Annotated in this window: 9 protein-coding genes and 1 riboswitch; of the genes, 4 read left to right on the top strand and 5 right to left on the bottom strand. The window is 35.6% G+C overall.

Annotated features, from left to right (window positions below; genetic code table 11):
* The first annotated feature begins 62 nt into the window (after positions 1–62).
* Positions 63–164, top strand: a riboswitch (purine riboswitch).
* Positions 165–563: 399 nt separating this feature from the next.
* The 3 genes from C564_RS0119575 to C564_RS0119560 all read left to right on the top strand — a co-directional run bounded on the left by C564_RS0119575 (position 564) and on the right by C564_RS0119560 (position 4,986).
* Entirely contained in the window at positions 564–1,760 is a 1,197-nt protein-coding gene (locus C564_RS0119575; protein ID WP_018766499.1) for a NupC/NupG family nucleoside CNT transporter, read from the top strand.
* A 538-nt stretch (positions 1,761–2,298) separates the two neighbouring features.
* Complete coding sequence (locus C564_RS0119570) at positions 2,299–3,417, top strand: polysaccharide deacetylase family protein (RefSeq protein ID WP_018766498.1); 1,119 nt, start codon at positions 2,299–2,301, stop codon at positions 3,415–3,417.
* 483 nt (positions 3,418–3,900) lie between these two features.
* The gene (locus C564_RS0119560) at positions 3,901–4,986 is read left to right on the top strand and encodes a polysaccharide deacetylase family protein (protein WP_018766497.1); all 1,086 of its coding nucleotides are present in this window, start codon (positions 3,901–3,903) and stop codon (positions 4,984–4,986) included.
* Positions 4,987–5,134: 148 nt separating this feature from the next.
* On the opposite strand, the gene C564_RS0119555 is transcribed toward C564_RS0119560, so the two are convergent.
* Positions 5,135–6,706: a vanadium-dependent haloperoxidase gene (locus tag C564_RS0119555; protein ID WP_018766496.1), complete on the bottom strand. Its 1,572-nt coding sequence runs from the start codon at positions 6,704–6,706 to the stop codon at positions 5,135–5,137.
* 229 nt (positions 6,707–6,935) lie between these two features.
* Here C564_RS0119555 and C564_RS0119550 point away from each other — a divergent pair, with 229 nt between their 5' ends.
* A complete protein-coding gene (locus C564_RS0119550) occupies positions 6,936–8,165 on the top strand; it encodes an aminopeptidase (protein WP_018766495.1) in 1,230 nt (409 codons plus the stop codon).
* 293 nt (positions 8,166–8,458) lie between these two features.
* Here C564_RS0119550 and C564_RS0119540 read toward each other — a convergent pair whose 3' ends face one another.
* The 4 genes from C564_RS0119540 to C564_RS0119525 all read right to left on the bottom strand — a co-directional run bounded on the left by C564_RS0119540 (position 8,459) and on the right by C564_RS0119525 (position 14,068).
* Positions 8,459–9,910 (bottom strand): NAD-dependent succinate-semialdehyde dehydrogenase, encoded by a 1,452-nt coding sequence (locus tag C564_RS0119540; protein ID WP_003194659.1) that lies wholly within the window; start codon positions 9,908–9,910, stop codon positions 8,459–8,461.
* Positions 9,911–10,107: 197 nt separating this feature from the next.
* Entirely contained in the window at positions 10,108–11,469 is a 1,362-nt protein-coding gene (locus C564_RS0119535) for a sigma-54 interaction domain-containing protein (RefSeq protein WP_018766494.1), read from the bottom strand.
* Positions 11,470–11,802: 333 nt separating this feature from the next.
* Complete coding sequence (gene gabT / locus C564_RS0119530) at positions 11,803–13,164, bottom strand: 4-aminobutyrate--2-oxoglutarate transaminase (protein WP_018766493.1); 1,362 nt, start codon at positions 13,162–13,164, stop codon at positions 11,803–11,805.
* 157 nt (positions 13,165–13,321) lie between these two features.
* Positions 13,322–14,068, bottom strand: coding sequence for an HAD family hydrolase (locus C564_RS0119525; protein ID WP_018766492.1), 747 nt, complete (start codon positions 14,066–14,068; stop codon positions 13,322–13,324).
* Positions 14,069–14,162 lie beyond the last annotated feature (94 nt).

Genomic DNA, 14,162 nt, shown 5'->3' with positions numbered 1-14,162 from the left:
ATCCATTGGAAGAAAAAAAGCTATTGACGAATTTTGTTGACTAATGTTACGCTACTAATAATTTAATACGGACGATGTTCCCTCATATATACTTGATAATATGGATCGAGAGTTTCTACCCGGCAACCGAAAATTGCTGGACTATGGGGAAAACTAATGAATATTAGCTTGTTTGTGTATACAAAGACTCATATTGATTAGCTTTCTCTCATAGATGAAAGTGAATCAATATGGGTCTTTTTTTATTTTTCACTTTTCTAAAAGGTCAGACATCTTACGTATGACATAAAACCTCTCCTATTTTAATTATATATATTCATTTTGACTTTTCAGTATATCGTTTAGCTATGAAGAATAAAAAGTGGCCCGCTCATGTTTTCCCTTTTTGGTTTCACTTGGCACTGGGCTAAAAAAGGCTCTGACCGCTTCTATGCTTGATCGGATCCTCTCTTCCATCTAAAAAGAAAGGGTTTTTATGTCGGTTTTTCAAATTGTATTTATATAGTTATATAATGAGCGTTTTATGTAAAAACTTTATACGAACTTCTGAAAGGGGCAACTACATGCAATATGTAATGAGCGTTATCGGCATTCTTGTCGTGTTAGGTTTATGTTTTGCTTTGTCAAACAACAAAAGTAAAATCAACTTCCGTGCAATTGCTATTATGATTGGTTTCCAAATTTTAATTGGTTGGTTTATGTTTGGCACAAAAATTGGTCAACAGATCATTATTTTAATTAGTAAGGTTTTCAACAAACTAATTAAACTTGGTACGACAGGTGTCGATTTTCTCTTTAATGGAATTCAAAGAGACTTTGTCTTTTTCTTAAATGTATTATTAATTATTGTCTTTTTCTCAGCACTACTTTCTATTTTCAGTTATTTAGGTGTTTTACCATTCATCGTTCGAATTGTCGGCGGTGCAATTTCCAAAATTACTGGTTTACCACGCGTTGAATCATTCCATGCGGTAAACTCTGTATTCTTTGGTTCAAGTGAAGCATTAATCGTTATTAAAAATGACCTACAGCATTTTAATAAAAACCGTATGTTCATCATTTGCTGTTCGGCAATGAGCTCCGTTTCAGCTTCTGTTACAGCATCATACGTAATGATGTTAGATGCGAAATACGTACTAGCAGCGTTGCCACTGAATTTATTCTCTAGCTTAATTGTTTGTTCTTTATTAACACCAGTTGATACAAAGAAAGAAGAAGAAACAGTTCAGAAATTCGATAGAAGTCTATTTGGAGACAGCTTTATCGGTGCAATGATTAACGGTGCATTAGATGGTTTAAAAGTAGCCGGTATCGTTGCTGCTTTAATGATCGCCTTTATCGGTGTGATGGAAGTTGTAAACTATGTAATTAGCGCAGCTTCAGGCGCAATGGGCCATGCGATTACACTGCAACAAATCTTCGGTTACATTCTTGCACCATTTGCATTCCTAATGGGTATTCCAGCTCACGATATTATCCCAGCTGGCGGAATCATGGGAACAAAAATTGTTTTAAATGAATTTGTGGCTATTCTTGATTTAAAAGAAGTTGCAAAAACATTATCTCCACGTACAGTTGGAATCGTTACCGTATTCTTAATTAGCTTCGCAAGTATTAGCCAAATCGGTGCGATTGTTGGTACAATTCGTGCCCTTTCCGAAAAACAAGGAAGTGTCGTATCTAAGTTTGGTTGGAAAATGCTATTTGCATCAACACTTGCTTCTATTTTATCCGCTACGATTGCTGGATTATTTATTTAACAATGAATTACCCTATCCTTCCTTTCATTTTGGAATGTTGGGGTGATTTTTTTATGAGCGAAGGTCACCAATCTGCAAATGAAATGTAATCATATGCAATATTGCATACATTTTTCAATACGATTTTTCTTTTTTATATTAAGAAATATATATATACTAGTATTGGCCAGAAGATGTATTCTGTCTGTTTACAGTGAAAGAAATATCCAACAACAAAAACCCAAAAGTAAAAAAAGCGTTTTTAAAGATACCTCCGAAATTAGCTATTTTTCGGAGGTATCTTTTTTCATAAGGCAATCTATAACTACAATTGTTTTTATTTACAAAATTTTATATAAGACAAATTCCATGCAATTGAACTGCATTTTTGTCGAATTCTCCCAAAAGAGATATTCCCCTCTATATTTCATAGTGATATGATAGACAAGGGTATGATTCAAATAGAAATATTTGAATCAATAATCTCTTATAACAAGACAAATAGAGAAATTATTACATATAAGAGACAAAACTAAAAACACAATAGAAGGATGATATTATGAAGAAATATGCATGTATCGCTTTGCTTTCTTCTGCTATTCTCGTAGGTTGTGACACTAGCACTACTAGTGAAAAACAGACAAAAGAAGCAACTTACAAGAGCCAAAAGGAGACGAAAGAAGTACAAGCCAAAGCAGTAGAAATACCTGTAACTCAAGGACTCATTTCATGGGATCCATTTGAATACAATGCAAAGAATACGACACTTTATACAAAGAACTTAAGAGATTCATTTAAGGAAGTGCGTTACAATATTTGGCGTACAGCTGATGGACCTACAAGTAAACAAACCTTTGTATCACAAGAAAAAGCGCGTGATTTTGCTCTCCCATTTCATTTACAATCATTTCATTTAAAACGTGGAGAATTTCAAATTGAAACAGTGGGATTAAAAAATGACAACACTGAAGTTCCTCTAGTGAAATCTACGATTACATTCCAGCAGTATGCACCTTTCCTTATGTACCATGCTATTGAAAAATATCCTGGACCAGGTGATGGCGATTTAGGTTTATATGTACCACCAGAACAATTTGAAAAACATATGCAATATTTAAAAGATAACGGTTATACAATGTTAACGTTTGAACGTTGGGGCGAGGTAAATCGTGTCAATAAACCTGTCTTTGTGACAATGGATGATGGCCGAAAAAATAATATGAACGCTCTTCATATTTTGCAAAAATTAAAAGATGATAAATTCCAACCAGCAGCAACCGAATTCCTCGTTTCAAGTACTATTGATACACCAAATCGTCTTACGACAGATGATATAAAACAAATGCTTGATTCGGGTATTTTTTCCATTCAATCTCATACTGCTACTCATACAATGATGGCTTATACAAGTAATTATGATGAAGAATTACGTGTATCTAAAGAAAAAATTGAAAATCTTACAGGCAAAAAAGTGATCGCCCTTGCCTATCCAGTAGGTTCTTATAATGACCCAGCTGTGGAAGAAACAAAGAAACATTATGAATTTGCGGTAACTACCGATCATGGAACTCATATTACAAAAGGCACACCAAATGAACAATACTTAATTAAGCGACATTTTGTTGGCCCTAATACAACAATGGCGCAGTTTACATCACTTGTGAAAGAAAAATATTAATCGTTTTTTAGGCTGCTTTCATGAAAAAGTAGCCTTTCTTTTATTTATTTTTCCAACTTTAAAATTAGCTTAAATTTTAGCCTTGAACATTTAGCTCCACTTTTATAAATGTTATAATTTGTAAAAAGATTAATGGAGGTACAAATGAAATTACATGCTCTTTTTGATTTCCTACATTTATTATTTTTCAGCATAAAAAGTCATTATGTTTTCGGCATCCCTAGTTATGTATTTTTAATTCCTTTCATTTTTGTTGTTGGCTACATGATCATAACGCTGAACAAGCCTGCAAAAAGAAAAAGACTTCGAAGTAGAGAAACATCTTAACTATTTGTTTCTTTGAACTACCATCACTTTACTATAACGATATAAAGTGAAACTTTAATCAGCCCGACCTCTTCATTTCTCTCTGAATCTTAAGGTGAGGGTCTTACTGCCCGTTCATGCGGGGAAAAAGTGAATACACAATAGAAGGTGATCGTTATGAAAAAATATGCAGCTATTGCTTTATGTACATCTGCCATTCTAGCAGGGTGTAATTCTAACAATACAAATAATGAACCTAAAAAAGAGAAAACGGTTCAAGAACAGCCAAAAAAGCAAGTAGAAAAAGTGCAACCACAAGGTACAATATCTTGGAGTTCTATTACACATGAATCCACAAATACAGCTATCCATATAACGGATTTAAAAGATTCTTTAACCGAGGTACAATATAAAATTTGGCGAACTGCTGATGGAAAAGAAAGCGCAAAATTATTTTCATCCAAAGATAAAAACAAACAGTTTGCAATTCCTTTTGATATTAAAGAATTTGACGGAAAACGTGGTGAATATCAAATTGAAGCATCTGGTTTAAAAGAGGGCGGAAAAAGTATTCTGCTCACAACATCCACCATCACGTTTCAGCAGCATGTTCCTGTCTTAATGTATCACGCGATTGAGGATTATTATGGTCAAGGAATAAAAGGCTTATTTGTCTCACCTGCGAACTTCGAAGCGCAAATGAAATATTTAAAAGAAAACGGCTATACATTATTAACGTTCGAACATTGGAATGATATTAATAAAGTAAATAAACCAATTCTTGTTACGTTTGATGATGGTATGAAAAATAATATGAATGCATTTCATATTCTACAAAAGTTAAAAGACGATACATTTAAGCCGACAGCAACCGAATATATGATTGTTGATAACATCGATGCAGAAGGCTCCTTATCCACCGCGGATATAAAAGAAATGGTTGATTCGGGTATTTTCTCTGTCCAATCTCATACAGCAACACATGCTGATTTACCGAAAATCACAAACTATGAGGGAGAGTTAAAGGGTTCAAAAGAAAAGCTTGAAAAGATCACTGGTAAACCTGTCATTGCAATTGCATACCCGTTTGGTCATGTAAATGATAAAGTTGTAGAAGAAACAAAGAAATATTATCAATTTGCGACAACGACAAAACCAGGACAGTTCATTACAAAAGGTGAGCCAGATGAACTGTTAAAAATGAAACGCGTTCGTATGCACAACACTACTACAGTTGAACAGTTTGCTACTTCTATTAAATAAACTTGGGTTTACTACCCATAAATAATCGAGTAAGAATAAAGATTATTATAACTAGAAAAATGAGTACGATACTTTTCATATCGCACTCATTTTTTTAATAACTCTTAACAATATGGGATAATTTCAATAAGGAAATCGTTTACTACTATTAAATTTTTATAAACTTACCATTGAATTTAGTAAAAGAAAAGCCATTAAATTTTTCGTTATAGGTTGCTTTATGATCTTTCAGAATTCCAATCGCTACTGCTTCCCCGAGCTTTAAGCCTTCTATCGTGTCAGAACGCCAATGAACACCAGCTGTACCACGGCCAAGCCCAATATTGGTAGCAAGCTTATTCAATTCCCCTCCGACTTTCAAAGGTTGTCCTGAATAAGAGAGCAAAGAAAGACCATCAGAACTCGCTACAACTGGTTTTGGAATGACAAACGATTCATTAAAAAAGGCTTTCAATACAGTGACACCAGCTCCCATAAGAGTTGCATGTCCCGCAGGGTATGCAGGATGAGTCGGACAGCCTTCAGGATACGCTAACGGGAGTAAATACGTTCCAAACTTGCTAAATACTTCGGAAATAACTTGCGAATTTAATAGTTCTGGATGAATCGGATAATGAGTATCACCTGTTAGCTGATTATGAACACGCCCTCCAAACTCTTCAGGGCGGATTCTGCGATGAACTAAAAACTTTTGACACCAGGCCGCTTCAAGTGCTGCCTTTGCCGTCTTACCCACTAAATCCAAAATATGAGGGGCACCGAAGGTAACAAAACCATTCTGAGTTTTTGAATGTAAGTAGGGGTTATTGGATGATAATGCTCCTTTTCCAAAGCTAAGTAATATCAAACACGCAGAAAGACAAGCTTGGTAGGAAAAATCTTGATGAACAAATTCAGCTAGGTCACGACCATTACGAATATAACGAGTGACTGTATCAAATATAATTTCCTTCGGAGATAAACCATTTTGGATATCCAGCCATTCTTGGTAAGCAGTCATATAATCTTTATCAGATACAGTAGTACGATATTTTTGAATCATTGTTGTAGCTCCATAGGGAACATCTTGCCATAAAAATTGAGAAATATAAGGTCCTATCAGACCACCAGGTATTCCACCACGAAACAAAGTCTCTGTAGTAACGCTACCATTAACTTTAGGTCCACGGAAATCCGACAAACTTGATAATTCAGAAGCCGCTGCTAAAGTAAGAGAATTACTATTATATTCAGCAAAAGGCACATCACGTGTCAATGCCTGCCAGTACAGTTCAGTCATTTCACTTGCTTCCCAGGCACTACTAAAAGCTGGAGGTACCGCGATACTTAACTGGTGAGAATCCGGTCCTTCTAGCCCATAAGCATAAGCTGCTTGTGGATTGGCAAGCTTCACTACACCACCAAGCGTTAAACATTCAAAAGCATCTGGCTTTCCCTTCTTAAGTGCCTCAATCCATTTTTTATAAGCATAAATATCAACTTCCCCTAAAGAATTATGTGGTAAAGCCTTGGAGAAGCTAGCAATTTTATTATCAAACAATTTTTCATCTCCGTTACAGAATTGAACTGGAAGAGGAAGACCTTTTTGATAATCTGCAGCTTGAAAACGAACTCGGAATGCCTTATCACAACGCTCATATGGGGACATAGGTCCTATCTCACAATTCTTTTCTATATATGGATAACAATCTTTTCTATTTCGATTCGGATTTCGTCCCATTTTATCAACCTTTCACACTACATATTCATAACCATTTTCTTTCAAATCTTATTTAATATATGTTTATGCTTGTTTACCTGATTATTCTACTCAATCAATTGCCCATTTTCTCACAACACATCGTCAAAATACGAAATTAAGATTAATATAATTGAGGCACCGTTTATATTTTTTAAATTTTCTTGTATTATGTATATAAGAAATCTTTTGAATAAAGGAGATTATACCTATGTCATTTGAACAATCATTAGAAAAGTATGCTGCTCTTGCAGTAAATGTCGGTGTTAATATTCAGCCTGGACAAACATTATCTATTAATGCGCCACTTGAGGCAGCTCCATTTGTCCGTCTTGTTACAGAAAAAGCATATAAATCAGGCGCAAAGCATGTATATGTAGATTGGAACGATGAGGTATTAACACGTTTAAAATTTGATTTAGCTCCTGAAGAAGCATTCTCAGAATTCCCTGCTTGGAAGGCACATGCACGTGAAGAATTGGCAAAAGAAGGCGCTGCATTTATGTCTATCTATGCAGAAAATCCAGATTTATTAAAAGGTGTAGATGCAAAACGAATTGCAAGTGCTCATAAGGTTGCTGGAGAAGCAATGAAGGTATACCGTGATTATGTACAAGCAGATAAAGTAAGCTGGTGCGTAATCTCTGTTCCTACGAGAGAATGGGCTGCAAAAGTATTCCCTGATGTAGCACCAGAAGAGCAACAAGAAAAGCTATGGGCTGCAATTTTCCAAGCAACTCGTGCAGATTTAGAAAATCCTGTTGAAGCATGGAAAGAACATGATGAAACATTACATACAAAAGTAGACTACTTAAACGAAAAACATTATAAAGCTCTTCACTATACAGGTCCTGGAACAGATTTAACAATTGAACTTCCAGAAAAACATGTATGGGCTGGCGCTGGTAGCTTAAATGAAAAGAATATACCATTTATGGCTAACATTCCGACAGAAGAAGTCTTTACTATGCCATTAAAAACAGGTGTAAACGGTCAAGTATCGAGCACAAAACCATTAGTATTTGCAGGTAACATCATCGATAACTTTACACTAACATTCGAAAATGGTCGCATTGTTGACTACAAGGCTGATGTTGGCGAAGAAGCACTAAAACATTTAGTAGAAACAGATGAAGGCTCTCACTTCTTAGGAGAAGTCGCATTAGTACCTCATGATTCACCGATTTCTAATACAAACATTTTATTCTATAATACGCTATTTGATGAAAATGCATCTTGCCATTTAGCAATTGGGAATGCTTATGCATTTAACTTAGATGGTGGTAAAACGATGACAAAAGAAGAGCTTGCAGAAAATGGAGCAAACTCTAGTATTACACACGAAGACTTTATGATTGGTTCAGCAGAGCTTGATATTGATGGTATTACAGCTGACGGAACACATGAACCAATTTTCCGTAAAGGTAACTGGGCATTCTAAGAATACAAATTATTTAATGAAAAGAGCCATTTTCCTAGAAAAAGGCTCTTTTCACTTTTTAGTATACTGCCTTAATATAATCAATGTATAAAGTTTTGTTATTATAATATTCAAAATAAAAGGAGGAGTTTTCATGACAACAGCAATTGCGATTTTAACATTCGTTGGTAAAGTGATTCCATTAGTAACAGATCTATTGAAAGCACTCATGTAAACTTATTCTTTTATATTAATTTATCCTCACATAATAAAAAGGTTGTTTTCATTTTAGAAAACAACCTTTTTTTACTTTATTATAGTCCTAAAGAAATGTATTTAATTTCTAAATATTCGTCAATTCCAAAATGACCACCTTCACGGCCAATACCACTTTCTTTATATCCGCCAAACGGAGCTTGTGCAACTGATGGAAGGCCATCATTTAAACCGATAATGCCATATTCTAATGCTTCACTAATTTGAAATGCTTGACTAATATCTTTTGTAAATACATATGCAGCTAAACCATACGGAGTATTATTAGCTCGTTCAATTACTTCTTCAACCGTTTCAAATTTTGCAACAGGCGCAACTGGTCCGAATGTTTCCTCATTCATACATAACATTGTATCGTTTGCTCCTCCAATTACAGTTGGTTCAATAAAGTGACCATTTAATTCTGCAATTGTTTGTCCTCCATAAAGGATTTCGCCGCCTTTTTGGATAGCATCTTCTATATGTTCCTTTACTTTTTCTACTGCATTCGCATCAATAAGCGGCCCTACAGTCGTACCTTCTCCAAATCCATCTCCTACCTTAAGCTGACCTACTGCTTTTTGAAACTTCTCTGCAAATTCTCCATATACCGCTTCTTGTACAAATACGCGATTTGTACATATGCATGTTTGACCAGCATTACGGAATTTCGAACCAATTACCGCTTCTACAGCTTTATCTAAATCCGCATCATTCATCACAATAAACGGAGCATGCCCCCCTAATTCAAGTGACACTTTTTTCATTGTTTTCGCTGCACCACACATTAATTCTTTTCCGATTTCAGTTGATCCCGTAAACGAAACCTTTCTCACACGTCCATCATTCATCCACGTATCAGCGATAGCCTTTGCACTACCTGTTACAATGTTTAAAACGCCTTTTGGAATATCAGCCTCATGTGCAAGTTCAGCTAATTTTAATGCTGTTAACGGCGTTTGACTTGCAGGCTTTACAACTGCTGTGCAACCTGCTGCAAGCGCTGGAGCTACTTTTCTTGTAATCATAGCAGCTGGAAAATTCCACGGTGTAATTGCTGCAATAACACCAACAGGCTGTTTTATTACTAAGATGCGTTTATCTGGATGAGAAGCTGGAATCATCTCACCATATACTCGCTTTCCTTCTTCTGCATACCATTCTACAAAACTATTCGCATAATTCACTTCACCAAGTGCTTCTGCAAATGGCTTCCCTTGCTCTTTCGTCATAATTGCTGCGATTTCTTCTTTATTTTCATCAATTAGTGCAAACCACTTTTTTAATTTTTGCGCACGGTCAGCTGCAGTTAATTTTGACCAAGATTTAAAGGCTTCATGTGCAGCATCTACCGCTTGCTTCGCCTCAATGACCCCGCCTTTTGGAACAGTTGCAAATACTTCCTGCGTCGCAGGATTATTAATTTCAATTTGTTCCTGTAGCCCGATCCATTCCCCATTTATATACATTGCTTTCTGTTCTAAATTTATATAAGTCGCTTTCTTATCCAACGTTTTCTTCCTCCTTTATATTCACTTCATTTTCTTCTATATTTCTATCATACTTTCAAAAAAGCATTCGAACAAAGAAATAGCCTTCACTCGTTTTCTCTCTTTATTTTCACTTGGAATGGGACAGTTTCTATGCATGGACGGATGCTCTCTCCCCCCTAAAAAGAAAGATTCTATATCATTTTTTCAATTTGTATTTATATAAATTCCTCTCCTATAAACCTCTTAATTTTCCTCGTCGCTGCAGACTGGCTTATTTTCAAAAACTCTGCTACTTTATAGCTTGATCCATATGTTTTATACGCTTTAAGGATAATATTCCGTTCTACTTCTTCCAACATTTTATAGAGGCTTTGACCGGACTGTTCAACTGTTGATCCATGCATAGATAATGGTAAGTCTTCAATCGTTACAATGTTATCTGCAGTAATGACAATTCTTTCAATCACATTTTCTATTTCTCTATTATTCCCTTCCCAAGGGTACCCTACAAACATTTGTAAAGTACTAGGGGCCAATTTTACATCACGCCCATACTTCTCGTTAAAGTGATGTAAGTAATGATAGACTAAAGGTAAAATATCTTCCGTTCTTTCACGAAGTGGAGGGATATGAATCGGTATTACATTTAAACGATAGTATAAATCTTTTCGGAAAGTACCTTGTTTCACCATTTCAGCCAAATCTCTATTCGTAGCTGCTACAATACGAACATCTACTTTTTTTAGTTCCCTACCTCCTACTAAGCGGAATGTTTTTTCTTGTAATACTTGTAACAGTTTCGCCTGAATTTCAAGTGGCATTTCACCAATCTCGTCTAAGAAAAGAGTTCCTTTATGAGCTAGCTCTAAAATCCCTTTTTTTCCTTCGCGGTTTGCACCTGTAAATGAACCACCTGAATAGCCAAACAGTTCCGATTCGATTAAATTTGTCGGCAATGCCGCACAATTAATTTCATAAAACATTTCATTTTTACGATGACTCACTTCATGCAAATGACGCACTAATCTACTTTTCCCTACACCAGTCTCGCCTAAAATAAGAACCGTACTATCTACCACAGAGACTTTTTTGATTGTTGTAACTATTTTTTGCATAGCTACACTTTTAAAAATAAGCCCCTCATATTCATACGTTTCTCTTAACTCTTTTTTATATGTCTTTAACTGATTATCCATCTCTTCGACCTTTTTTCGTAATTGGTAGAGTTCAGTGAGATCACGAGAATAACTAATTACCCTTCGCAAATTCCCTTGTTCATCAAACACAGGCCTTGTACGAACGTGTAAATACTCTCCTGATTTTGTTGTCTGAACAAGTTCAATTGGCTTTTTCTTCTCAATTACTTCTAATGTTGCAGATGGATAAAAGATCCCTTCTTTTTGTAGTTCTTTTACATGCTTACCTACTAACTCCTCAGCAGATAATTGATAGTGTCTTTCGCATGTACTATTTACACGGACAACAGTTCCTTCCTCATCCGTAACAAAAATCTCATCAAATGCATATTCAAATACATCTTTTAAATCCATAAATGCTCGTTCCTTTTCTGCAACCATTCCAGCCACTCCTCAAATTCAAGTACATTGCTTCACTTTATTATCTCTTACATTTCATTATAAAATGAAACCTGCATTTAAGGGAATTTTCTGTATATTCAACAAAGCAAACTAGAATGGTCACAAATATGTTATATATATATCCATTTTGATTTTCCGACATATAAGGCGCTACTATAAAGAACAAACGGTAATCTATGGTCGTTTCCTCTCTTTGTTTTAACTTTGCATGAGGCCGGAAGAGAGTCTGACCACTTCTATGCATGGACGGATGCTCTCTCCACCTAAAAAAAGAAAGGTTTTATGCCGTTTTTTCAATTTGCATTCTATTATTTACACACGAGCTATATCCGCTTGCTCATAACAAGCTTGCAGGGAATCTTCAATAATTGTAAGCCCCTCTTCTAGCTGCTCATCTGTAATGACAAGTGGCATTAATACACGAACTACATTCCCATACGTTCCAGCAGATAATAAGAGCAATCCACGTTTATTTGCTTCAGCGCATAAATTTGCTGTTAATGCTTTATCCGCTTCTTTCGTTGTACGATCTTTAACAAGTTCGAACGCACACATTGCTCCTAAGCCACGCACATCACCAATACAATTATATTTTTTCTTCATTGCTTCAAATCGATCCATCACAACTTTTCCTACATGTACAGCTCGATCGTTTAATTTTTCTTTCTCTATAATATCCAAAACAGCTAATGCCGCAGCGCAGCCTAATGGACTTCCAGCGTATGTTCCACCAAGTTCTCCTGGTGCTGATTCATTCATAACTTCTTTTCGGCCAATAACGCCACTAATCGGTACTCCTGCCCCTAATGATTTTGAAACAGTAATTAAATCTGGAACTACATCATAATGATCAATTGCAAAATATTTTCCTGTACGGCTAAATCCTGTTTGAATTTCATCAGCTACAAATAAAATACCATGTTCAGAGCAAAGACGACGTACTTCTTGTACGAACTTTTTACTTGGAATGATAAAACCACCTTCACCTTGGACTGGTTCCATCACAACAGCTGCTATACTTTCTGGTGCAACTTCTGATATTAAAAAATTCTTAAATTCTTCAATAATAAAGTTATCGTATTGTTCGTCTGTTAAACCTTCTGGACGACGGTATTCATATGGAAATGGTGCTTTATATACTTCCGGTGCAAATGGACCAAATCCGAATTTATATGGCTTTACTTTACTTGTCATCGTCATTGTCATCAATGTACGACCATGAAACCCTTTTGAAAACGCAATAATGCCAGGTCTTTTCGTATATTTACGAGCAATTTTCACAGCATTTTCAACTGCTTCAGCACCGCTATTTAAAAATAATACTTGTTTTTCAAATTTTCCAGGAGCTAATGCAGCAAGCTTCTCTGCTAATTCAATATATAGCTCATACATCATTACATTAAATCCAGTATGAATATATTGATCTACTTGTTTATGAAGCGCCTCTTTCACAGCAGGGTGACAATGTCCTACGTTAATCGTTCCAATTGCTCCTGCAAAATCGATAAATTGATTTCCATCTACATCTGTTACAAGCGCACCATCGGCTGACTGTACGAATGTTGAAATCCCATTACTCACGCCCCTTGGTACGATATTTTGACGGCGTTCTAATAAAGAAGCTGCCTTTGGTCCTGGAATTTGTTCATTTACTTTAGCGAATTTTGTATTCATCGTTTCTCCCATCCTTTTCTATGCTATGATTTTCTTTTTCTATACTGCAAGATGTATGCCAATTTACAAATGTAGTGTTGTTCTAACATTCCTAGTATTTCGACATAAAAAATAAGTCTATAAAGACTTATCATGAGTCTCTATAGACTTATTTTATTTATACATTAGACTTCCTTTGTTCCCAAATAAATTCACCAGAGCTAGAAATAAGATCCTCTACAGAACCTAGTACAACATCGGCAAGTGGTGCTAATGTTTGTCGATCCCCCGTCCCAGAAAGAACACCAATTGCATAACAACCGCCACTATTTTTCGCTAAATGTAAATCGGTCGGTGTATCGCCAACTACCGCTACTTCCGATGAATCCAAGCTAAACTTCTCGCAAAATGCTTCTACAATTTGTTTATCTGGTTTTTGTGCCGGAAATGTATCTGCAGTTACAATACAATCAAAGAAAGATTCCAATCGATACTGCTTTAAAAATAATTCTGTCGGTGCAAAATCATCAGCTGTCACCACTCCTAAAATGAAACCTTTATCTTTCAATGTTTGTAAAACCCTTGGTAAATCTGCTGTCATTCTCATATGTGAACGATGTTCGTACATAAGAGTAAATAGTTTTCCACTTATCCAGTGATGCATATCACTCTCTTTAACAGACGGTATATACTTACAACAAATTTTCGCTATATCGAGGCTTGTTCCTGCTGCTAATACACTACTTGGATGAACAAACGCCCCTTTAACACCAATTTCTCCTAAAATAGTTAACTGTAATGATTGAGGTAATTGATGTAGTTCTATAAGTTCAGCTACAAGTTCTTCTGCAACTTTAATCCAAATCGAATGAAAATCCATTAATGTTCCATCTTTATCAAAGAGTATTGCCTTTATCTTCTCCATAACACACCCTACCTTTCTGCCCTTCTCACATTCAGTGTAGCAAGTAAATGTGGATATAAGATGAACGCATTGTAAAAATACATTGAAAATCAAA

The sequence above is a fragment of the Bacillus sp. 105MF genome (genome assembly GCF_000374885.1).
Taxonomy (GTDB): domain Bacteria; phylum Bacillota; class Bacilli; order Bacillales; family Bacillaceae_G; genus Bacillus_A; species Bacillus_A pseudomycoides.
This window is presented reverse-complemented; position numbering and strand designations above follow the sequence as displayed.